Here is a 23,613-nt window from a genome sequence, read left to right on the forward strand (position 1 = left end):
TGGTAGCATGACCCGGCCAGTAAGGCGAGACTTTCAAAAAGAAAGGTAGAAAGTATTTCATCAAGATCGCTGGGGGGATGGATAGAATTAAAAGATGAAATTAATTATTTAGACAAAGACATGGAAGTAATCATATTTCAGAATTTCTCTGAGGAAGAGAAAATAAGTTTCCAAAGCTACTTCAAAAAATTTTCCAAAATCTGGGGGATAGAGGATGAGTCAAAAAGTTACTAAAGGTGTTCAAATGTTACTGGGAGAGCCTAAGAGGGCAGTGATTAAACTTTCCCTTCCCATGATGGTAGGGATGTTAGTTCAATCTCTCTACAATCTAGTCGATGGCATCTGGGTAGCAGGTTTAGGTTCTAATGCATTGGTTGCTATTGGTTTGTTCTTTCCAATATTTATGGGTTTAATAGCTCTTGCATCTGGATTGGGAGTAGGAGCAAGCTCAGCCATTTCCCGTAGGATAGGGGCCCAGAATAAGAAGGGTGCGGATAATGTTGCAGATCATGCAGTAATAACAGGCTTATTCTTAGGAGTCCTATTATCAGTGCTTTTGTTTCCTGTAATTGAGACCATATTTGTAGAGATGGGAGCAACCCAAGAAATTGTTGAATTGGCGGTTAAATATTCAAGGATTTTGATACTTGGGGCATCCGTGATAGTATTTAATAACGTAGCAAATGGAATCCTTAGAGGGGAAGGGGATACAAAAAGATCCATGTATGCAATGGTTCTTGGTTCCGGATTAAATATAATACTGGATCCCATCTTCATTTACACTTTGGGACTGGGAGTGGTTGGGGCAGCATATGCTACTTTGCTTTCGATGATAATAACCTCAGGATTCTTGATCTTTTGGTTGTTTTTTAAAAGAGATACTTATGTGGATATAACGCTTAAAGATTTTGACCCCAACAGAGAAATTTTTATAGATATTCTCAGAGTGGGCCTCCCTTCTGCCTTGGCCCAGCTAGCAATGTCTTTTGCAATGTTTTTCATAAATACCATAATTATTAGAATTGGTAGTAGTGATGCAGTGGCAATATTCACAAGTGCTTGGAGAATTATAATGCTGGGAACAGTCCCACTTTTAGGAATGGCTACCGCAACAACTGCTATTGTAGGGGCATCATATGGAGCTAAGGATATTGAAAAACTTGAAATTGCATATCTCTACGCTATAAAATTAGGATTTTTGGTTGAACTCTTAGTTACTATGTTTATTTTCATATTTGCCTCCCCAATAACGTATCTTTTCACATATTCAGAAGGGGCTGAACAACTGGCAAATGGACTTGTTAGGGCACTAAGAATACTTGCATTATTTTTACCGTTTGTACCTTTTGGCATGTTAACAGGAGCGATGTTTAGAGGTATTGGCCAAGGAGAAAAATCACTTATTGTGACAACATTAAGAACAATTATAATGCAGGTTGGGTTTGCTTATATTTTTGCATTCTATTCTGATATAGGTTTGAGTGGTGTTTGGATAGGGGTCGCTCTTGGAAATATGATAGCAGCGCTTGTGAGTTTTACATGGGGTAAGATGACTATAATAAGGTTAAAAGAAAAGTTTTCGATTTTTTAATTGGTTTATAATATTCAGCTGACTGATCTTCTCCCCGTCCTGAATGGCGAGGCTTGAAAAAGAAAAAAGTCAAAGACCTTATCTATAAGGACGGGTAGTTCATTTGTAGCAAGATATCCAAAGGCCAGGTTACGGAAGTTTGAAATTAGAAAAAAAGTTGAAAAGAAGTGGCCGTCTGGAGCTATCTTTCTCTACTCTTCCAAAAGATTTAAATATTCTAATTATCAAGATAAAGGCCGATGCTTATGAGGGGGGATCGAGTTCTCCATAATCTGGTATTCCTCTTATGCTGACTTTATTAGCTTACCCCCTAGCTTTAACTCCGGCTCTCTTTGTTGTGGGCAAACTCTTTTAAAAGGCATTTTTAACAACTTCAAGGAGGTTAGAACATGGTAGATTTCAAAGCTATTGAAGAAAAATGGCAGAACAAATGGTTGGAAGAGAAAGTATTTGAGCCTCAAATGGATGAAAAAGTGCCAAAATTCTACATAACGGTTGCGTTCCCATATTTATCCGGGCATCTACATGTTGGGCATGCTAGAACTTATACAATACCAGACGTGATTGCAAGATTCAAGAGGATGCAGGGATACAACGTTTTGTTCCCGATGGCATGGCATATAACCGGTTCTCCAATAGTTGGGATAGCTGAGAGGATAAAGCATCGTGATCCTCAAACAGTTTACTTATATAGAGATATTTATAAAGTCCCGGAAGATATTCTATGGAGTTTCGAAGATCCAATAAACATAGTAAAATACTTTATGAAAACTGCAAGGGAAACCTTCATCAGAGCAGGTTTTAGCGTTGATTGGAGTAGAGAGTTCCATACTACATCTCTTTTTCCGCCCTTCAGTAAGTTCATAGAATGGCAGTTCCTGAAGTTAAAAGAGAAAGGTTTGGTAGTTAAGGGGACTCACTACGTTAGGTGGGATCCAATAGTTGGAACTCCTTTGGGGGATCATGACTTAATTGAGGGGGAAGATGTTCAAATATTGGACTATGTTCTGATAAAGTTCATCCTTGAAGAAAACGGCGAGGTTGCTTACTTGCCAGCAGCCACATTAAGACCTGAAACAGTGTATGGAGTAACAAACATGTGGTTGAATCCAGAAGCAACATATGTAAAAGCAAAAATCAAGAACAAAGACATAGAGGAAGTTTGGATAATAACTAAAGAAGCTGCTTACAAGTTAAGCTTCCAAGATAAAGAAATTGAAATTTTGGAAGAGTTTAAGGGAGAGAAGCTCATTGGAAAATGGGTTAAAAATCCCGTTACTGAGGATGAGATAATTATCTTACCTGCAGACTTTGTAGATCCAGATAATGCCACTGGGGTTGTCATGAGTGTTCCAGCACATGCTCCATTTGATCATGCGGCTTTGGAAGACATAAAGAAAAATACTAACTTGTTGGTGAAATATGATATAGATCCGAGAATAGTTGAAAATATAACTTATGTCTCTCTGATAAAGCTAGAGGGTTATGGAGAATTTCCTGCAGTCGATGAAAGTGAAAAGTTGAGTGTTAAAAGTCAAAAAGATGTGGAAAAACTTGAGCAAGCAACAAAGAATATTTACAAGGCCGAATACCACAGAGGTATCTTTAAAATTGAACCTTATAAAGGAAAGCCGGTTAGTGAAGTGAAGGACTTAGTAGCTAAGGACATGACCGAAAAAGGAATCGCCGACAGAATGTACGAGTTTTCTGATAAGAACGTTATCTCAAGATTTGGAAACAGAGCAGTGGTGAAAATAATCCATGATCAGTGGTTCATTGACTATGGAAATCCGGAGTGGAAGGCAAAGGCAAGAGAGGCTTTGGCAAACATGAAAATCCTGCCAGAGTCAAGGAGAACACAATTTGAGGCTATTTTAGAGTGGCTTGACAAGAAGGCCTGTGTAAGGAAAGTTGGTTTAGGTACTCCTCTTCCATGGGATCCAGAATGGGTGATTGAGAGCCTTAGCGATTCCACGATATATATGGCATACTACACAATATCAAGAGCCATAAACAAGTACGGCATTAAAGGAGAGCAACTAGTCCCAGAGGTTTTTGACTATCTATTCCTTGAAGAAAAGAGTGAAGCTAGGGAAGAAGAACTGAGCGAGAAAACAGACATTCCAAAGGAATTCCTGAGGGAAATGAAAGAAGAGTTCGAGTACTGGTACCCACTTGACTGGCGCTGCTCTGCCAAAGACCTTATACCAAACCACTTAACGTTCTTCATATTCAACCACGTGGCCATCTTTAGGAAGAAGCACTGGCCAAGAGGTATAGCGGTGAATGGCTTTGGAACCCTCGAAGGAGCCAAGATGAGCAAGAGTAAAGGTAACGTCCTGAACTTCATAGACGCAATAGAAGAGAACGGGGCCGATGTAGTCAGGCTTTACATAATGAGCCTTGCCGAGCACGACAGTGACTTTGACTGGAAGAGAAGCGAGGTTGGAAAGCTTAGAAAACAAATCGAGAGATTTTACGAGCTGATAAGCGAGTTCGCCCAATATGAAGAAAAAGATGTTGAGCTAATGGACATCGATAAGTGGTTACTGCACAGAGTTAACAAAGCCATAAAAGGTACTACCGAGGCTTTGGAAGAATTTAGAACCAGAACGGCAGTCCAGTGGGCTTTCTACAGCATACTAAACGACCTGAGATGGTACATGAGGAGGACAGAGGGAAGGGACGACGAAGCAAAGCGCTCGACACTAAGAAAGCTGGCCGGTGTATGGGTTAGGTTAATGGCACCGTTCACACCACACATATGTGAAGAGCTATGGGAGAGACTTGGAGGAGAGGGCTTTGTAAGCTTGGCCGAGTGGCCAGAACCCGTTGAGGAGTGGTGGAACAAAACAATAGAGCTTGAGGAAGAGTATATCAAGACCCTCATCGAGGACATAAAGGAGATCGTCAGCGTTGCGAAGCTTGAGAACGCGAAGAGGGCTTACATCTACACTGCAGAGGAATGGAAGTGGAAAGTTGCCCAAGTGGTTGCAGAGAAGAAGGACTTCAAGGCGGCAACGAGCGAAGTCATGAAGGATCCCGAGATGAGGAAGCACGGCAAGGGAGTTTCAAAGCTAATTCAGAAGCTCGTCAAGGAGAGAGCTTTTGACCTCAAGCGCATTGATGAGGAGAAAGCCCTAAGACAGGCAAAGGACTTCATAGAGCGTGAAACCGGCCTCGAGATTATCATAAACCCTGAAGAAGACAAAGGCGGAAAGAAGAAACAAGCAATGCCAATGAAACCTGCAGTTTATATTGAGTGAGTAGTGAATATTGCCTTTGTTTTTCTTCTTTTAACTTTAGCATATGTATCTGTCTCATCCTGGCCCTCTCCTCCTAAAGGGCAAGGTTTTCAGATAGTAACATTTATATATCACTAACCATAATTAGCATAATGGTGATTAGCATAATGAAGATTATTGAACGTCACGAGCTTAGGGATGTTCTGGATGCAAAATGGTTGCTGGTTTATGGAAGAAGAAAAACGGGAAAAACATTCTACATTAGAGAGAGGGCAAAATATTCCCACTACTTTATTGTAACGAGTGGTAGGGAGATATTTGAAATAAAGAGAGGCGAAATATATTCGTTCTCGGAGTTCATGAGAGTATTTCCACTTCTCCTGAAGCAAGGAAAAGTTGTCATTGACGAGTTTCACAGGCTTGGCGAACCCTTCTTCTCAGCCATTCAGGGATTGTCAGGAATGGGTGAGCTTATACTTATAACTTCAACAAGGCACTATTTCAAGAGGTTTATAGGGAGCAACAGCCCATTGCTAGGGCTTTTTTATCTAAGGGAGTTGGGTTTGGTTGATCCACAGGATGCTATTAATTTTGTTGAAGGATTAGGTCACAGTGGAAAAACCCTGATAGAGCTCGCCGTTCTTGTTCAAGAACCCTGGTTGGCTCCAGCCATTGAAAATCTTGGCGAGAGAGTTTTTTCAACCTTTGGGGCGACTTTGAAGGGGAACGTTCCCAGCTTAATTGGTGAAATCTTCACAGAAGAAGAGAGGGAATTAACAATGAGATACTCCGCAATACTTGAGGCCGTTGCAGATGGGAAGTCAAGTTCGGGGGAGATAGCTAACGAGCTTTATTCAAGGGGGCTCATAGAAAAGGAAACTCACAGTGCAGTTGCCCCTTATCTTGAGACACTTGTTAACATGGGAATCCTTGAGAGAATACCAATCTTCGGGAAGAGGAAGAAAATATTCAAGTACAGACATTTGTCCCCTGTGGTGGATTTCGCATATTATTTGAACGCCAAATATGGTTTCTTTGAAACCGAGGTTCCAGACGAAGTTGTGGAAAGAATCCTTAGGGAGAGAATGCCACACTACGTTGAGAGGTTCTTCGAAAGATTGCTGGCAAAACAATACTCCCTCCAGCCTGTCAGGATTGAGATGCCAGATTTGGAAGTAGATATTGCATTATTGAGAAATAAAAAGCTGTACTTGGTTGCCGAGGCTAAATGGAAGGAGAAGATTAAAGAGAAGGACATCAGAAAGGTTGAGGAGAAATTTGAAGGCCTTAATGCCAAGAAGAAGCTTCTTATAGTTCCGGACAAGAAAGTATTGCCGAGAGCTCCAGAAAATGCAGAAGTTCTTGACTGCAGGGATGTTACAAAGCCTTGCAAAGCTCAACCTTAGTTACGCCTTATCCAAAAGCTAAAATTGGAAAAGAAAGCTTTCGTTGGTATCCCTCAAGGATGTTATTAAATCGTGCATTTCTCATCCTTCTTTACTTTTTCTTTTGAATGCCTTGTCCTTTAGGGCGGGGATGCAGTAATTCCAAAACAAGTCCTCCACCTATGAAAGCGAAAAACATTTAAACCTCAAGTGCGTACCATACATTAGAGGGTTCAATATGGAGACCAGAATACCAGCATTTAGCTCAACGAGACACGTAAAACACTTCCTCGCCTACCACTTCGTATGGATACCAAAATACCGAAGGGACATCCTCACCGGGAAAGTCGCTGAAAGATTAAAACAAATGCTCAAAGAATTCGCCGGAGAAATCGGGTGTGAAGTGATCTCCCTTGAAGTAATTCCCGACCACGTTCACGTCTTCCTCAGAGCAAAACCCGACCTCGCCCCAGCAAGAATAATCAACCACCTGAAGGGGAAGAGTGCAAGAAAACTCCTCCAAGAATTTCCAGAATTGAGAACAAAAACTGCCCACGGGAGGTTATGGTCACGCTCCTATTTTGTAGCCTCGGCCGGATACATAACCGACGAGATCGTAAAACACTACGTAGAAACCCAATGGGAGCGTGAGTTAAAACGAAGAGGACAGTAAGGATAAAACTCCAGCCCTCAAAAGAACAAGAGAAAGCCCTCTTCGAGCTAGCTGACGCTGGTGCCAAAGTCTGGAATGAAGTGAATTACCTTCGCAGGCAACAGTTCTTCAACCACGAACCTGTTGATTTTAACAGGACTGAAAAAATCGTTTATGAGAAGTACAAGGGTGAGATTGGCTCTGCGACAGTTCAGCAGATAGCGAGGAAGAACGCTGAAGCTTGGAGGAGCTTCTTCTCCCTCATAAAGAAGCGAAAAGAACTTCCCAAGTGGCTGAGGCCAAAACCACCGAACTACCTGAAAGAAGAGGGAAAGAGGAAGCCCTTAATTGTCCTCAGGAACGACCAGTACAGGATTGATGGGAACAAGGTAATTCTCAAGGGGCTTGGGAAATTCAAAAAGCTGGAAGTCCAGTTTAAGGGGCGGATACACCTGAAAGGCAAGCAAGGGCGCTTGGAAATCATCTACGACGACGTGAAGAGGAAGTGGTACGCCCACATCAGCTACACCGTCGAAGAGAAGCTGGAAGGCAATTCTTGGGTTAAACTCCCAAGAACGCCGAAAGGCAACCTCGTGGCTGGCATTGACCTAGGAGTGAACAATTTAATGGCCGTTTACGTTGAGAATGGGGAGAGTTTTCTGGTCAATGGTAGGCCGTTGAAGAGCATTGGCTTTTACTGGCAGAAGAGGATTGCTGAGTATCAGTCAAAACTCAACAAGAGTGGGGCTAAGGCGAGCAGAAAGCTCAAGAGAATGCACGAGAAGGCAAAACTCCAAGCGGGACACTACATTAACACCGCAGTCAGGCAGACGGTTAGGAGGCTTTACGAGCTGGGAGTTTCGAGGATTGTAGTTGGCTATCCAAAGGAGATTTCAAGAGAACCAGACAAGGGCAGAAAGCAGAATTTCGTCCTTTCTCACGTTTGGCGGTTTAATTACGTGATTAAACGTTTAACAGAGGTTGCTGAGGAGTATGGTATTCAGGTCGTGGTTGTGAATGAGGCTTTCACTTCTCAGACGTGCCCTCTCTGCGGGAAGCCTCATAAAGGGGCGAGGTTTGTCCGTGGGCTGTATATGTGTCCCGTGGAGGGGCTTGTGTTCAATGCTGATTTAGTTGGTGCTTTCAACATTTTGAGGAAGGCCGTGAAAACGATAACCCCGAATCTGAGCGGTCTTTATGCTCAGGGGAGGGGTAACGGGCCTGAGACCGGGCCAGAGGGGTTGAAGCCCCACTTTATCTTGGGTCCGAATGAGACCCCTCAAACCTCCCCGTCAATGGCGAGGGATTAAGCCGAACCCTCGCCCTTCAGGGCGGGGAGGAGGTCAGTTTGAAATCTCTTCACTGCATCTAGGTAAAAGGGAATTGTTGCAAATACTGAGATAAGTTCCGGAATTGCCACTCCTTTTGGGACATCGTAAGCGAAATGAATAACCCACGCAACCACTGCAACTGCCAAGGCGGGAAGTGGGAGGTAGCTTTTGAAATATATCCCGTAGGCAATTAGGAACACTGCAAGAGAGAGGAAGAATGCCACGGAAACTGCAAAATGAAGTCCCCTGTAAACTTCATCGAAAACTGCCACCAGAATTAGGGTAAATCCAACTAGGAATCCCACCACGGAAAAAGCTTTGCTAATTTTGTATATGCACAATGTTGAGGTGTAGATTATAAGGGCCCCTCCAAGGCTCAGGCCGAAGTTAAATATTGGTGCAACTGGGCTTTTTGTGGCATGCCCGAGGTCGCTTAGGGCGTTGTTTGTGATGCTGAACCAATCTGAGAGAAGTATTGCTATGGCGATTGAGATTAACGGTACAGCTACGGAGAGATACGCCAAAGACAGGCAGGGCGTTTTATTTATCTTCATGGTTTTTAGTTTGTCGCTTAACTTATATAAGGCTTTTTTGAGAGAGGTTAAAAATTAGAAAAATGGCTAAAACTTCAAGACCCTTGCCAAGATCACCAATGGATCCCATACTGGTGCAAATGGTGGGGCATAGGCTAAGTCTGCAAAGAACAAGTCTTTAGTCGTAAACCCTGCCTGCAGAGCAATTGCAAGGGCATCTACCCTTGGAAGTATTTCCGCTCCTACCGCTTGCAGACCTAGAAGTCTTCCTGTTTCTTTATCCGCCACGGCTTTAAGCCATATCTTCTTTGCTCCCGGATAGTAGTGGGGCTTTGTCCTCGCTTCTATAAAAGCCGTTTTGACATCGTAGCCCTCTTTTAGTGCTTCTCCTTCTGTTAATCCCGTTTTTCCGATCTCCAGATCCATAAATTTAGTTATAGCTGTCCCAAGAACACCCGGAAAGCTTATCTCAGCTCCAGCTATATTGCTTCCCGCTACATAGCCCATTTTGTTCCCCGGTGGGGCTAATGGTATCCATACCCTTTTACCCGTTATGAGGTGCCTTGTCTCCGCAACGTCCCCAGCTGCATAGACGTTTTCCACACTTGTCTGCATTTTCTCATTCGTCCATATTGCTCCGGTCTCCCCAATCTTAACCCCCAGCTGTTCTGCAAGCTCGGTGTTTGGCTTGATTCCTGTGGCTATTATTACCAAATCTGCTTTATACTCTCCCGCATCGGTGATTACTTTCTCTACTCTGTCCTTTCCTTCTATCCTTAGTGTAGATTCATTTAGGCGGAGGTTTAGGTGTTCCCTAAGTTTTGCTTCTACTATGTCGGTGATTTCTTTGTCAAAGGTTTTTCTTAAGATCCTCTCGCTCCTTCCAATGAGTGTTACGTTTTTCCCTTGAACCACAAAAGCTTCAGCCATCTCAAGTGCTATGTAGCCCGTTCCAATAACCAAAACGTCCCTTACATCGTTCTTTTCCATGTACTCCCTTATTGCAACAGCATCTGGGGGCAAATCTGCGGTAAAGACTCCCTTCAAGTCAATGCCCTCTATATTCGGAATTCGAGGAGAAGCCCCGTTTGCGAAAACTAGGTAGTCCCACTCGTAAGTGTGTTCCCCATCTTTTTCCCGTACTCTCACGCTGCCCTGTTCAACTTCTATGACCTCTGCGTTCAAATGTAGATCAATCCCTCTCTTTTTAATGAAAAATTCCGGTGGATAGTGCATGAGCTTCTCCTTTGGAGAAATTCCTTCAACTACATATGGCACTCCACATGGGGCATGACTAACCCATTCAGTCGCTTCAAACACTTTAACGTCCCATTCGGGTTTTAACCTCTTTACCCTTGACGCGGCACTCATCCCAGCCGCTCCGCCACCTATGATCACTACTTTTTTCATAACCATCACCAAAGAAGGGTTGTAAACCTAAGGTTAAAAAATTAATGAAAAAGTCAAACATTCAAAGGAAGCCTCACGTAATCAAGAACGATTCCATAGCTCTTCTTTATCTCAACGTGCTCAACAAGCTCCTTGAATTCTCCTCCAGCCAGACCATCGCCAATTATTGCACTTCCTTGGGCAGCTTCTTTTGCCTTTCCTTCCAACCCTCTAAGCTTGACAACTGGAAGATCGAATTTATCCTCAAAGAGATCTTTAACGTCTTTTTTAAGCTCTTCTATGCGCATAAGCCTGCCCGAGAGTATTATCTCTTTTGCATCCCCCACAACGGCAAGTTCACTCGCAACGGCTTTGAGGAAGCCGTCTTTCATAGCTTCCCAGGCGTTTGCGAAGGGTTCTTCGTCCAAACGCTTTGCAAACTCTTCCGGTGGCAATATCTTCTCGGCAACTATCATGGAGGCACCTCCCCAGAATAAGTGTTGCTTTCTGACATTCCCCATTAGGTATGCAACCTCTCCATCCAATGCTCCGCTGTTAACGTAACCTACTCCGGGAAATATGGTGCCCCCAATTCCATCTATTATTTTTCCGTTTTTGACTGCTCCAGCGTAGTTGTAGCCAAAGCCAACCTCCAGCAGAACGAAGGAAACTTCACTGTACTCTACCCCAAGTCTCTTAGCCTGATCGTAGATGCCAAGAACCGTTATGGCCATTTTATCTGCTGTCCCCATGTCAATTTTGTTGTACTTTCTCCACTCGGGAACCGTGGGGAGGTGAATAACACCGGGAATGAACCACACGTTCATGTTCTTTTCGGCCATCTCGTCTATCATTTTTTGAAGTCCAATGAGAACAGGGATTTCTTTCATTTCTTCTTCCCTTACAAGTGTCATCTCAAAGCGGTCTCTCTCAGTAAGCTCTTTTATGTGCTTAAGGGGAACACCATATCCGGAGGGGCCAATGATAATGTCTGCGTTGAAGTCTTCTATTGCCTTGACGATTTTGCTCGGCTCTTCTGCAACCACCTCGCTCGGAAAGCTGAGGTCAAGTTTTATCTTTCCGTTTTCAAGCCCGATAGCATCAAAACTTCTCGTACCAGGGTCAACACCTATAACTCTCATTTTATCACCAAAAGAAAATAGGCAAGAGGTTTAAAAAATGCTCACTTTTTCTCTTCGATATAGTATCTTCCCTTAACCTTAATGAGCTTGTAAATCTCTCCCTCTTTTACTTCAAACCTCGGTTTTTCGAGTTCAAACGTTTCGTAGCTTTTCATGTCCATGAACTGGACTTCTCTTGGTGTTAAGCTCGTAGTCATTGCCTCAAGCCTTTCATGCTCTATTGTGTCTATTTCATCCCGTTTTGCGCTCTTCCAGTCTTTGTGCTCACTTTCATGTGTCAATAGGTTCTTTAAGAGCATGCCCTTCCCATTAACTTCCTCAACCCGGTACACGTTGCCTTTTTTGTCGCAGACTATATCTCCTTTCCTGAACTTTGGAATTCTAATCCTAACGCTCGTCCTGTAGACTTCTTTACTTGTTATTCTGTCTTGTCCAATCAGCTGATAGGCCTCGCTTATGCTTCCTCCATATCTGTCCCTTATTATCTGAGCAAGCTTTCTTGCTGCAGCAGTTGAACCCATGTAAAAGTCTAAGCCTTCTTCTTTTTCTACCGTATCTTGAATGAATCCCATTCTATCCCGCTTCATAATTTCGTCAACCTTCTCTTCAACGAGCTTTGAAATTTCGTCTTTCTCTTCTTTTGTTAGTACTCTATCTTCAGCTCTAGCTTGTAAAATTGCTTCAAAGTAACCTCCAAGGAACTTTTGACATCTCGGACAAACCGTCTGCCTCACATAAACTGTGACAATCTTTTTCTCATGATGAAGTTCCTTTTGCATTTCATGGATTCTTGCTTTAATCTCCACTTCGTAGTTAATTATTGCTGGGAAGTATTCGACATGCCATTCAAGGGGCTGAAAACTTACGTGGGCAGTTCCTATGGAGAGCTCTTCAATTTCCTCAAGCTCCTCTCTCGGAGCTATTTTTATACTCTTGACTCTTTCGTTGAGGGCAAGGTTCTCAATGAGGGCATTATCTGCCACTTCAAAGATAAGCTCCTCAAGATTGTAAGTCTTTGGATCAACCCAAGTGCCTTTAACCTTATAGCTTCCGCAGTTTTGACAGAGCTCGGTATTTATTTCATCCTCTATGAGAAGCACAGGGTTCTCCTTTCTAAAACAAACCTGACAGAGGCCATCTATTAATGGGCCCCCTTCATTCTCGCTAATCCCACACCTGTAGCAGAACCTTTCGCTCATTCTTCTCACCACTACCAGCTGAGATTCAATGATTAAAAACTTAACTTCTTGGCAAAATTTTTATGAAGTTTAGCATAAGAAAAACGGGGGATGAAATCTCTTATCGGGGAATTTAGGGGGAGAAAAAGTGTTCTATGCCTTGGATGTTGTGGAGATAGAAAATAGGGCCCTGGTTGCGAGATACTCTCCGTGGTGCATCTCTTCATAACAACTTTGCCATCTGGGCATGGGGGATGCCTTGGACTCTCAACACTCTCTCGGGATCAACGTAGCCCAGGTCAATAGCCTTTTTTACGCATCTCTCTCCTGTGAGATTTGCTATCGTTGCGTCTTCCAACAGTTCTTCCAGCACATCAATTTCCTTCAGCTCGCCCTTGTAAAATCTCTCTTTTACTTCCAATTTAAGCTCCCCTTCTCTGAATGTTTTGCCTAGGAGTTCCTCATCACATGCAGCAACAAGGACTTCTCCTTGAACGCGGTAAACTTTAATGTAGATTTTCATAAGTATCACAAAAGAAAAGGGAAACTGAGGTTTAAAAATTTAATTAATAAGGCAGATAATACCTTGAAATTTTATAAAAAGAGGGGAATATTAAAAAATTAAAAGATTTTAAGAACCTTCTATTTCTTCTATAGCTTTCTCAAGGACTTTTATGGCATTTCTTATGTTTAAATATGCGTTTCTTAGAGGTACTATTAATCTCATGTCTCCTAAGTATGGAGGTATGTGGTAGTCACTCATTTCTATTGCAGAGTTGTAGTATCTAGCAGCTGTTTGATTGAGTGTTAATGCTTGTTGTAATGTGTCATTACTAACTCCCAGGTCTAGAGCTTCGTTATAGAGTTTGTTAAACTTGAATACTTGTGCCCGATAGGAGACGTAATAGAAATAGTTTAATTGAAGTATAAGTTCCTGTCCTGTGAGTGAGTATAACACTAGGATTTGTGTTCTGTTGGCAGGAGAGGTTATCTGGACTTGTACCTTAAGGGCTCTTGTTTCTGGTAACTCTATAAGGGTTCTTGATAGTTCCTGTCCCCCAGAGATTCTTAAGTAGTATCCCGGCCTGTCTTTAGGAATGTCGATGAATACGGTCACTATAGCACCGTTTTCACCTTCTAAAGTTGTTTCTACTTTCTTTCCACCAACAGTGTTCACTTGAACTATTTCGGCAAATCCTATGCTTTCACTGAATAATGCTTTTTTACTCTTAAGTTCATTTCCAAATGTAGTCTCTTCGTAAGCTTGGGCATAGACTAATTCTTCGTTGTTTTCTATGTTCATGTCGTAGGGAGCATTTACAACAAATTTGTACTCATGTAATAGGGAATCCATCATAGGTATGCTGAAGGTCACATTGTATATTTCTCCTGGGGCAATAGTTGGTATTGATACTTGAATATCAGTTGGAACATTATCTCTTACGACCCTCACCTCGACATCTGTGGCATTACTGAGTCCTTCGTTTGTTACGTAGATAGTTACATTGTAAATACCATCTACATATGGCACACCACTAGTTTCAACTCCTGCGATTTTAACATCATAGGGCGAAGGTGTTAATACAACCGGTACTTGGAAGAGGAGTGGATTCTTGTTTGTCCCGATGAGGATTATACCATTAAGCGGTAATGTGGCATTCATATGTTCCTCTGTTAAATTATAAGCAGCAGTTATGGTATAAGTTCCATTGAATTCTGTGATATTCTTGACCTGAAGTTCTGTTCCGTCTATTGTTGTAATCTTCAAGTCGTAAGTAGCGCTTCCTGGAGCAGGGTTAGACCATGAGTAAACTTCGATAACATATTGACCAGGAGTGGGGAAGTCAAGTGTGACCGTTTCATCTGAAGTTGCGGTTGTTGAGCTTCCTACTTCGATGAGAGTACCACTCTCGTTGTAGTATACATAAAGATCTAAGTCAAGGCCCGCAAGTTCGTCCCAGACACTATTGAGTTCTACGTCAAGAATTGGTGAGGTAGCTACGTTTACGGCATAATAATGAGAGTCTCCAGTAGATGGTGCTATTACGTTACTGTAAGCCCTTGGAGTACTAAATCCAAAAGCTGTCGCTGTAATATTTCCGGCACATGCTGGGAGTTCAACTATGAATGTATTCTCTCCAGTTTGTGAATCAAGAGTCGCTACCCATCTCTCGGGATATATTTTAGCAAGACCTACCTTTCCGGAGAATGTTTCATAGTTCTTAGTGCCGTTAAGGAGTACATTATGTAACAATATGGCATTTAGTCCATTGATAGCTTTTGCTCCTATCAGCTCTTCTGTATCTCCACTGGTAGTCTGATAAAGGAATAATCCAGCACTTACGTAGGCATCATCGCTTCCGCCTATTTCTTTTAGTGTATATGGCCCAAATATATCCGGATATGTTGTACTCCACTCATCTAAAATGGGACCAAGTAGATGTAAGTTTATATCTGTCATTTCATTTTCCCAGTCTAAGTCAACTAGTACGTAGCTTCCTTCTTCACTTTCTGGAATATTGAAGTGGAAAACTCTCCAGTCACCGCTTTCGTATCTCCATCCCCAATCGAAGGTACCATAGACATTGCTGTTGTCATAGAGACCCGTTGCATTTGAGTTCCCTCCAAAGGTGAAGTTTGGAGTAGGTGATGCAACTGTAATACTTATTGGAATAACGGTTTCATGGTCATTGTACCTGAGGTAGATAGCTCCTCCATATGTTCCAAATTCTGCATCACTTGGTACACTAGCTGTTGCTTTAAACGTTGCCTTTTGGTTGGGTTCTACAGTTAGTGTGTTCTTGTCCAACTTGATCCAGGTCCAAGGAACTCTCTTGTAGAACTCAAGCTTGAGCTTTGCTGGGTAGGTATAGGACCTCCAAAGATCTCTAATTTGTACCCACAAGTCATCGTGCATTTTTTCTAGTGGGTTTCCTACAGCTGCCCATGTAGTGGTTCCTTCATTAAGTCCTTGTTGTAATAGATTAAGCGTTGGAGTCCCATCTACGTAGGTGACGTCGAATATTCTGAACCATGGATACGCGTCAGAGGAATAATCCATGTTGGGATCAAAGTATTGATAACTCGTGTATAACGTTACTTTCATTAACTCTGTTCCGTTAGGTATTAAGCTCCCTATTGAGTAGTATGCAAATGAATTCCCTACTACGTCTAGTTCTACTTCTCCAATTTTTTGGAATATTTCAGCGGAGATTTCAACAGTCACATTTTCATTTGGATTTATGTTTTCTACTGTAAATGTTTTAGAGGCACTTTCTCCTGGGTAAAGTACATTAGCAAACATTGGATAGTTAGTCTTACCAGCCTGCCAGGAGGAAGGTGAAACTTTAATCCCTTCTTGATTCATTGCGAGCTTAACTGCTCTATAGGCATCTAAGAATCCCGCCCCTTGGCTGAAGACGTCATGGTTAACGTTCTTTGCTGTACTCATTAGTATCTCTTTTACCTCATGGGCAGTTGGCCACCTTCCATGGCTTTCATAGAAAGCTTCGTAAACTAAAGCTGCGATACCAGCAGCCATTGGTGTAGCCAGGCTTGTTCCACTCCATAGATCCGCAGCCCAGAACCCATCTCCTACGTAATTTACAGGCAGGCTTCCAAGCGCATATGCTCCTACCGCTATTACATCTGGCTTTACTCTACCCAATGCATTGGGTCCCCTATCTGAGAACCAAACGACATCACCGTAATTTGCTAATTCATAACCCCATGGACCATTGTCGTAACCAAATAATGCTCTATAACCAAATTCTACTGCTGCACCTACTCCAATCACAGCTGGTGAAGATGCATATCTATGAGTTGTGCCATATCCCGGTCCTCCGTTACCCATGGCGAATAAGAACGCTGTGTTCGGAGCATACATTTCAGTCATGTAATAGAGGAATCTCTCATACCAACTAAATCCTTTTTGGATATCAGAGGATACAGAATAGCTGTTGCTTACCACAAGAGCTTCATCCCCTGTGGCAACTATTCCGTCGTACCCTTCAACTGCAAAGTAAAGGTAATCTAACCAGCTACCTCCTTGGTATAATGAACCTTCGGCAATTATCTTTGTTCCAATTGCATTACCAAATGTTAGTCCTAGGAAAGTTCTACCTCTAGCACCCACAGCAGCAGCACAAAGTGTTCCGTGGTCTCCTCCTCCAATATAAACATTGCCTATCATGAATGCTACCAGATCACCATTTCCGGGTATCCTAAGTGGGAGCCCCCATCTCTCAGCAACTTTGTCAGAATAGGGTATTGGTGTTTCTCCATCGGCTATGAAGTAGATTAATCCTCCTGAAAGATCTGCATACCCGTCTTGGCCAAACCAGTTTTCAAAGGTATCCCAGAAGTCTAATTGAACCACAGGGTTATCTTTAGTGTGGCCAGTGTCTTTGTTAAAATCAATGACTACTGAGGGAGTTAGGTCAACATATACGGTATCGTATGTTTGGTTTGCATTTGGATCTGTTACGAGGACAAACCCTCCATACCAGTCATACCATAGTGCAAGGTCAGGGTGAAGTCCAAGTTTCATAGTTCCGCTCTGGGTGGGAATGGTTAGATCTTTTGTAAGTGGGAGTTTTATGTCAACATAGTAGCCGTATAGTTGAGGATCGTATGCATAGACTGTGTAGCCAGTGAGGAGAATTGTTGCATTGGCATCTGGTACGATATAATCTGCAGCTATATCAGTTGGGCTTTCCCATAGTCCTTGGTAGACTTCTCCTCCGTAATAGGCATCTCCGTTGTAATCATATATTACTGTTGGAACAGGATAGTCTTCTATAGCATCGGCGATGTGTAAATAGTTAGTTGTAAAGTTGTTGTCTAACCCTACATCATATAAGTAGTCACTACTTATTAGCCAAAGCTTTCCTCCATTTTCTAAGTATTGGGTAAGGTTCCCAATGTCTGCATTTGTAAGGGTGTTGGTGTAGGTAGCTCCTGTGAACCATATGACAAGGCTGTAATTACTTAATACTGTAACATTTGGTCCGTTAGCAGTCTCATCTGGAATTTCATAGTAAGTGTAATTAACACCCAAATAGTCCAGAGCCTCTATATAGAACAGTTCTAACAAGTCGCCTCCGTCATCGTCCACTAGGAGAATGTTTGTAACATTTCCGACCCACTTGAGAGTGTTGTTAATGAGCTGGGATCTTTCGTAATCATCAGGTATATTGGCTAAACTCATGGATGTGAATACGGTGGTGTAATTGCCTTTGTATCCAATTCCGAAGTATCCGTATACGGGATAAGGTTCAATTGGATACTCTGTGTTAGCATACCATGAATAGAGGTAGCCGGAAAATGTGGCAAAATCAAGGAATGTTGCTCCGAAGAGTAAGTAGTAAAGCATTGAATTTCCATCAAAGGCTATTGGCCATCCGTAATAAGGTGAGTTGAGGTTTGTGTCTACGGCGTAGGCATCTTGAAGATCTGGGTTTCCAAAATCGACACCACTGTCTATTACTGCCACATTCACGCCTTCTCCTGTGATTCCCAAGTCAAACCAAGTATTCCAAGAACCATGGTGATATATGGCAAAATAATCAGTAGGTTGTGATGGAACCTTGACATTGGTACGTGAGAAGGCTAATTTGGCTTCTCCAGTGCTTGCTGGACTGTTTTCTCTAAGTTTTTTGAGTTCCCCTGAGAGAACATCTTTGAAAGAGAGAACCCTCTTTTCACTCAAACTTTCTTTTGGCCTCAACGTTTTAACCCTTTCAGCGAATTTTGACTGGGGTAGTTCCATGAATGCTAAAGAATTTTCTTCATTTTTATTGATTTCAACAGGTTCTACTGGGTTCATACGTGTGATTGCTTCTACTTCTGGAAGAGATGCGATCTTTCTTAATGTGATTTTGCTATCTCTCTTTAATGGGACTTTTACAATGTAAATGTAATTATTTAGGACTTTCGTCTTTCCTAGGATTTCCGCACCGAGTATTCTAGAACTAATTTCCTTCGTTGTTATAATATGAAGTAGGATTATCTTCTGATTATTGAGTTCAAGAACTCCTTGTGTTTCTTTTCCATCTAGGATCTCAAGTAATTTGGGATCAATTTTTTCTAATGGGTCTGTGGATGTCTCTTGGTTATTATTTGCGGGGACGATTTTTGTTACTTTATAAGAAATTTGAGAGGTCTTTGCAGAACCTATGGCAGTAGGAATTGCTGAAAGTACAACCAATATTACGATAAGAAGACTCAATGTCCTTCTATCCATTTTTGTCCCTCCAATAATCTATTTCATCATTTTATTATGATGTACATTAATATAAATATTTCGACATTACAGTTTAACTATGTCCATAATTGTTATGAATTATTCTCTAAAGTCCAATCATAGTTATTGAGATATTAACAACAGAAAAGAGATGAATTAGAAATTTCTCAACAAACAATCTAAATAAATGGAAAAATCTTACAAATTAAAAGATAAAACTAAACTATCTCAAAAGCTAGTCCAACTTCCAAGGCCGTTCCTAATGGGAGGACTTCTTCATCTACATTGAACTTCGGGTGGTGGTGTGGATAGATTATTCTTTTTTCCTCGTTTCTAATGCCTAGAGCTATAAATGCTCCTGGCACTTTTTGCAGGTAGAATGAAAAGTCCTCAGATCCCATACTCTTTGGGACTTCCTCAACTTTTAATCCTAACTTTTGAGCAACCCTCTTAGTGAGAGATGCCATTGAGGAATCGTTTATTGTTGGAGGAGCGACTTCCTCTATCTTGAGTTTGTAAGATGCATTATTAGCAATGACTATGCCCTTTAAAACTTCTTCAATTCTTTTTTCAATCAGCTTTTTTGTTTCTTGTGTGAAGAACCTGTAAGTGCCATTCATATAAACTCTCTCTGGGATTACGTTAAATGCTTCTCCCGCTTTTATTGTCCCCACGCTAACCACACCACTCTCTAGGGGGTTGAGGTTTCTGCTTATGATTGTTTGGAATGCTAAAATGACCTGAGCTGCTATGGGTACTGGATCTATTGTTTCATGCGGCGAGGCTCCATGGCCACCTTTGCCCTCTATCTCTATATCGAACCTTCCGACTCCGGCCATAAATGGGCCTTCTCTAATTCCAACAATGCCACTTGGCAACTCCATCCATACGTGGAGACCGAAGATAGCATCTACACCTTTTAGGGCCCCATCTTCGATCATTTTTAGTGCTCCGTTTCCTCCTTCCTCTGCCGGCTGGAAGATTAACCTCACTTTGTTGGGGAGTTCTTCTTTGTGCTCTGCAATTATCTTTGAAGCTCCGAGGAGCATTGCGGTGTGAGCATCGTGACCGCAGGCATGCATTTTTCCCGGAACTCTCGACTTGTAAGGAACATCATTCTCTTCTTGGACGGGCAGGGCATCCATATCTGCTCTCAAAGCTACAGTTTTCCCTTCTTTTCCAATATCGGCTATTATACCAGTCCCAACGCGCTTTGTTCTGTATCCCCATTCTTTCAAATGTTCTTCAACTATTTTGGAAGTTCGTTCCTCTTCATAACCAAGTTCGGGGTGCATATGAAAATCTCTTCGCCAGGCAATTATCTGATCTTTAATTTTAAGAGCCTCTTTGAGTGGGTTCATAGGATCACCATTGTAATTAATTCAAATTTGTATTTTAGCCTTTCGATGCATAACTAAGACCCCTCCAAAAAGCAATAACACAGAAAGGACAAAGGCATCAATTCCGCTCTCAAGGGCATATATCAGCGTCGCCAAAACGACACTCGCAGTTCTCTCATCAGCCTCCGATAATTTGAGTAAACTTCCGATAAGATATGTTTCAATTATTCCTAAAACTCCAAAATCCGCTATTGGCTGGCCGAATAGGAAGTATGTATATCTGCTGTTAAGGGTAAACATAAATGCCACTCTCCATCTTGGATCGCTGTGGAGCAACAATCTGCCATGGAAAAATCCAAGTGGGAGGGAGACAGAGACTATGTTGTGGAACACCAGAAACGTAAATCCCACCCTTACTAAAAGACTTTCAAGATTTCCGCTTAGGTATATAACAACCAAAAAGATGGGGACTGCTACTAGAACTTGTTTAAATGCCAGTTTGTTCTCATAATAATAGGGGAGGATGTAAAAAAGAAATACCAGTAGCATTAGAGACCTAAAAGTTCCTAAAAAGAAAAGAACTTCAAGTATTAAAAGAGCAAGTATCTTGGGCTTCCAGTTTAACCTGCAGTATGTGAGAGAAATTCCAGACAAAAATGCTAAGAATACTAAAGGTTTAACAAGCTTAAACCTCAGTCCCCACTGGAAAAATGGGATACCTTCAAACGAATAGAGAACTAGTATGGAGAGGATGGAGCCCAAGAGGACAAATTTCGCATATTTTTCAAAGGCGTTGTATTCCCTTGAAAGGAGAAACATTACTAAAACAGCCAGCTGGCCATAAATTGGGAGTGCAAAGGAGAGGATAAATATAAGGAGCCAGTAAACCCATTCTGGAAATTGTATTGGCTTTAAATAACCAAGAACTAAAACCCCCCAGAATATCAGAGCAATTATGAGGGCACTCATGATTTTATGAGAAGGCAGAGCAACAGCATACAACCTATCCTTGAGGAGAATATTGGCACAAACCATTAAAAATAAGTATGTGAAAAATGCAAAGGTGAAGAGCTTTAGGCCTTTCATTAAACCACCAACTTTAATAAAGTTGAGAGAATATTAAAAGGGTTAGGGGTGTGGAAGATGAGGCGAAATAAATTTGCACTGCTCATGATTGTTTCATTCATTGTAAGACTTATTCCCCATAGGACTCTACTGCTGGCAGTTTATGATGAATACCTTCACAGGGATTTGACACTGAGAATAGTCAATAATGGGATAGGAGTCCTTTCAAAAGATTTGGGATCCCTTTTAGGCCTTAAAGCTTATAGTTATCCTCCATTATTCCACGTAATTGGGGCTCTCTTCTATGGAATTTTTAAGACTGATTACATCTTCTTTATACTTCCTGCTATTTATGGAACTCTTTCACTTGTGGCCTTTTATTACCTCTCAAAGGAAATTCTAGAAGATGAAAAAAAGGCCTTTCTAGCAGCTCTCTTGGTGGGGTTTGCTCCGAATTTCCTCTACAGAACAAGCCTCTATATACCAGAAAATCTTGGTATTTTATTCTTTATAGTTGGCATGTGGCTGTTGGTGAGATTCCTCAAAACTGGAAAAACAAATTACATGCTTTCTTTGATAATCTTACTCCCGATCTACATGGTTACGCATAGAGGCTGGGTATTTTTTGTTGGAGTTGGTGCATTGATGGGTTTTATTTACTTCATTCCATGGGTTAAAAAGCACCTTCATTACCTGGTGGTTTTAGGTATAGTAGGCTTGGCACTCTATTACGCTCCCATAAGTGGGGAGTTCATAAGAGGTCTTATTTCAAGAATGCCAAGGGAAGAAGTTACAGCTTTAGGGTATTTGAAGTGGATTGGTATTGTCCAGCTGATCTTTGGGGTTCTGGCCACTGAGAAATATTTTGAAGAGGGGCCAATCAAACAGGGATTGGCCTTGTGGGCTTGGTCTTTTATGATTCTTGGAAGTATTGCCTTTAGATTTAGAGATCCATATGCTTCGTTGCCCCTTTCAATAATGGCAGCGGATTTTTTGGTTGATGAAGTCTTCCCGAGAATTTCAAAAATTTTAGAAAAAATCACTGTTGACATGAGTGGAATAGGTTCTAGCATCTTCAAAAAGGTTTTATTAAACAAGAAAATGACTTCTGTTATAGTCGCTTTACTAATCCTTGGCCCAATTCTTCAAGGGGCTTATTCCTCATATGCATACATAATTCCACCCACGGTAAAGGACAAGGAGGCCTTTGAGTGGATAAAAGAAAATACGCCTGAAGATGCAGTATTTTTGGTTTGGTGGGATTTAGGCTATTTATTAATTGGTAATACTCATAGAAAAGATGTTGTGATGTGGAAGAAGGTTTATCAGGGCTTTTTTGAAGAGGCCCCAGATCCACAAGAAGCCAATAAGGCTTATGCAGATCACGTAGTGATGTTCAGTTCCACTCAGAAAGATAGGGTTTACACACTAATGAAAGCATACAATGTGAGTTATATATATGTGGATAAATATAGGAGGGCTTATGGCCTCATAAAATATGGCCTTATGGAGTATGCTCCCTATGATACTCATTTTAAAACACTCTTTGTCAATGGAAATTCAGAACTTTATCAGTTTATCCCAAATCCTACGCTTTTACCGCCGGATCGGGATAAATTGGAGTACTCTGGGAGCTATGAAGTGTTGGTGAACTTTTTGGAAAAATTCTGGACCGGTTATAATTATGCGGACTTTGATGATGGATATAAGGGAGATTACTTCCTCAATGCGAGGATAGCAGAAATATACTCCTACTTATATCAAAAAACGGGAGATGAAAAATTTAAAGAACGATACGAATGGCTCTTGAAATGGCTTGCATATAAACAACTTGAAAATGGTGGTTTTCCGGAGGGAATACCCCCGAATGACTTTACTCTTTACACTGCTTTTACAATAGAACCTCTTAAAAGATTATCCTTTGAAGGTCAAGAAAAAACTATGAAATATTTGAGAGACCGCATTCAGGAAGATTATATCATGACTACATCAAAAGACAAAAAGGGAGATTTATTTGCTGAGGCTCAGATGTTGCCCATTCTCTATGAGTATGAATTACTTAATAAGACTGTGTTGGATAATATAATAACAAAGATCTTGGATGAACAAAGAAACGATGGGAGCTGGAAAAAGAGCTTGGGAGGCACAATAGTTACAGCATTTGCCTTGGCCAGATATTACCAACTTAGTGAAGATGAGAGGGTTTTGCCAGCAATTAAAAAGGCAGCAGAATGGATTAGAGAGCAGCAGGAGGATAATGGTAGGTTTAAAGGTGAAAAAGGTTATGGCTATTCAAGGGTCACTTATGCAGATGTTCTTTTTGTTTATCACATTGCAGGAATGGAGCATGAAAAGGAGCAAATGCTTGAGATCATCAAAACCACTTATGAACTCAATAAAGAACCGAGGCCGTTACAGAGCATATTGGACATCTTTCGGGCTCTAGAGTACATTTATGGCACTGAAAATGCTATCAATTTGGTTGAAAACATAATTTCTTCCCAATCTTTTTGATATT

14 protein-coding genes are annotated in these 23,613 nt (G+C 41.6%); 6 read left to right on the plus strand and 8 right to left on the minus strand.

The genetic code is table 11. The features are described from left to right. Positions 1-214: 214 nt before the first annotated feature. From TSIB_RS01245 to TSIB_RS01265, 5 genes are all read left to right on the plus strand, one after another. The gene (locus TSIB_RS01245) at positions 215-1,591 is read left to right on the plus strand and encodes an MATE family efflux transporter (protein WP_012766284.1); all 1,377 of its coding nucleotides are present in this window, start codon (positions 215-217) and stop codon (positions 1,589-1,591) included. A 389-nt stretch (positions 1,592-1,980) separates the two neighbouring features. Beyond that, on the plus strand, positions 1,981-4,857 hold the full coding sequence (gene leuS / locus TSIB_RS01250) for a leucine--tRNA ligase (protein ID WP_015848545.1): 2,877 nt from the start codon (positions 1,981-1,983) through the stop codon (positions 4,855-4,857). Between the two features lie 131 nt (positions 4,858-4,988). Next, positions 4,989-6,242 (plus strand): ATP-binding protein, encoded by a 1,254-nt coding sequence (locus TSIB_RS01255; protein WP_015848546.1) that lies wholly within the window; start codon positions 4,989-4,991, stop codon positions 6,240-6,242. Positions 6,243-6,459: 217 nt separating this feature from the next. Beyond that, complete coding sequence (tnpA, locus tag TSIB_RS01260) at positions 6,460-6,894, plus strand: IS200/IS605-like element ISTsi3 family transposase (protein ID WP_015848547.1); 435 nt, start codon at positions 6,460-6,462, stop codon at positions 6,892-6,894. 2 nt (positions 6,895-6,896) lie between these two features. Next, on the plus strand, positions 6,897-8,183 hold the full coding sequence (locus TSIB_RS01265; RefSeq protein ID WP_048160147.1) for an RNA-guided endonuclease InsQ/TnpB family protein: 1,287 nt from the start codon (positions 6,897-6,899) through the stop codon (positions 8,181-8,183). Here the strand turns inward: TSIB_RS01265 and TSIB_RS01270 are convergent. The 8 genes from TSIB_RS01270 to TSIB_RS01305 form a co-directional block, all read right to left on the minus strand. Next, positions 8,180-8,758: a DUF998 domain-containing protein gene (locus tag TSIB_RS01270; RefSeq protein WP_048160148.1), complete on the minus strand. Its 579-nt coding sequence runs from the start codon at positions 8,756-8,758 to the stop codon at positions 8,180-8,182. The two genes, TSIB_RS01265 and TSIB_RS01270, sit on opposite strands and share 4 nt — an antisense overlap. Positions 8,759-8,824: 66 nt before the next feature. Continuing rightward, on the minus strand, positions 8,825-10,153 hold the full coding sequence (cdr, locus tag TSIB_RS01275) for a CoA-disulfide reductase (protein WP_015848550.1): 1,329 nt from the start codon (positions 10,151-10,153) through the stop codon (positions 8,825-8,827). A gap of 47 nt (positions 10,154-10,200) precedes the next feature. Continuing rightward, the gene (locus TSIB_RS01280; RefSeq protein ID WP_015848551.1) at positions 10,201-11,268 is read right to left on the minus strand and encodes a DUF1464 family protein; all 1,068 of its coding nucleotides are present in this window, start codon (positions 11,266-11,268) and stop codon (positions 10,201-10,203) included. Between the two features lie 41 nt (positions 11,269-11,309). After that, positions 11,310-12,467: a 60S ribosomal export protein NMD3 gene (locus TSIB_RS01285; protein WP_048160149.1), complete on the minus strand. Its 1,158-nt coding sequence runs from the start codon at positions 12,465-12,467 to the stop codon at positions 11,310-11,312. 202 nt (positions 12,468-12,669) lie between these two features. After that, a complete protein-coding gene (locus TSIB_RS01290) occupies positions 12,670-12,969 on the minus strand; it encodes a DUF424 domain-containing protein (protein WP_015848553.1) in 300 nt (99 codons plus the stop codon). Between the two features lie 108 nt (positions 12,970-13,077). Then, entirely contained in the window at positions 13,078-18,690 is a 5,613-nt protein-coding gene (locus tag TSIB_RS01295) for a S8 family serine peptidase (protein ID WP_015848554.1), read from the minus strand. Positions 18,691-18,908: 218 nt separating this feature from the next. Continuing rightward, a complete protein-coding gene (locus TSIB_RS01300) occupies positions 18,909-20,051 on the minus strand; it encodes a M20 metallopeptidase family protein (protein ID WP_015848555.1) in 1,143 nt (380 codons plus the stop codon). 21 nt (positions 20,052-20,072) lie between these two features. Next, on the minus strand, positions 20,073-21,116 hold the full coding sequence (locus TSIB_RS01305; RefSeq protein WP_015848556.1) for a hypothetical protein: 1,044 nt from the start codon (positions 21,114-21,116) through the stop codon (positions 20,073-20,075). 57 nt (positions 21,117-21,173) lie between these two features. Here TSIB_RS01305 and TSIB_RS01310 point away from each other — a divergent pair, with 57 nt between their 5' ends. Further along, positions 21,174-23,609: a DUF6798 domain-containing protein gene (locus TSIB_RS01310; RefSeq protein ID WP_048160150.1), complete on the plus strand. Its 2,436-nt coding sequence runs from the start codon at positions 21,174-21,176 to the stop codon at positions 23,607-23,609. Positions 23,610-23,613 lie beyond the last annotated feature (4 nt).

The organism is Thermococcus sibiricus MM 739 (assembly GCF_000022545.1).
GTDB lineage: Archaea > Methanobacteriota_B > Thermococci > Thermococcales > Thermococcaceae > Thermococcus_A > Thermococcus_A sibiricus.

Bases quoted from the DNA above. Each gene is read 5' to 3' on its own strand.
- TSIB_RS01285 (WP_048160149.1), bottom strand. From the start codon at position 12,467: ATGAGCGAAAGGTTCTGCTACAGGTGTGGGATTAGCGAGAATGAAGGG.
- TSIB_RS01270 (WP_048160148.1), bottom strand. From the start codon at position 8,758: ATGAAGATAAATAAAACGCCCTGCCTGTCTTTGGCGTATCTCTCCGTA.
- TSIB_RS01290 (WP_015848553.1), bottom strand. From the start codon at position 12,969: ATGAAAATCTACATTAAAGTTTACCGCGTTCAAGGAGAAGTCCTTGTT.
- TSIB_RS01245 (WP_012766284.1), top strand. From the start codon at position 215: ATGAGTCAAAAAGTTACTAAAGGTGTTCAAATGTTACTGGGAGAGCCT.
- TSIB_RS01300 (WP_015848555.1), bottom strand. From the start codon at position 20,051: ATGAACCCACTCAAAGAGGCTCTTAAAATTAAAGATCAGATAATTGCC.
- leuS (WP_015848545.1), top strand. From the start codon at position 1,981: ATGGTAGATTTCAAAGCTATTGAAGAAAAATGGCAGAACAAATGGTTG.
- TSIB_RS01255 (WP_015848546.1), top strand. From the start codon at position 4,989: ATGGTGATTAGCATAATGAAGATTATTGAACGTCACGAGCTTAGGGAT.
- TSIB_RS01295 (WP_015848554.1), bottom strand. From the start codon at position 18,690: ATGGATAGAAGGACATTGAGTCTTCTTATCGTAATATTGGTTGTACTT.
- TSIB_RS01305 (WP_015848556.1), bottom strand. From the start codon at position 21,116: ATGAAAGGCCTAAAGCTCTTCACCTTTGCATTTTTCACATACTTATTT.
- cdr (WP_015848550.1), bottom strand. From the start codon at position 10,153: ATGGTTATGAAAAAAGTAGTGATCATAGGTGGCGGAGCGGCTGGGATG.
- TSIB_RS01310 (WP_048160150.1), top strand. From the start codon at position 21,174: ATGAGGCGAAATAAATTTGCACTGCTCATGATTGTTTCATTCATTGTA.
- TSIB_RS01280 (WP_015848551.1), bottom strand. From the start codon at position 11,268: ATGAGAGTTATAGGTGTTGACCCTGGTACGAGAAGTTTTGATGCTATC.
- tnpA (WP_015848547.1), top strand. From the start codon at position 6,460: ATGGAGACCAGAATACCAGCATTTAGCTCAACGAGACACGTAAAACAC.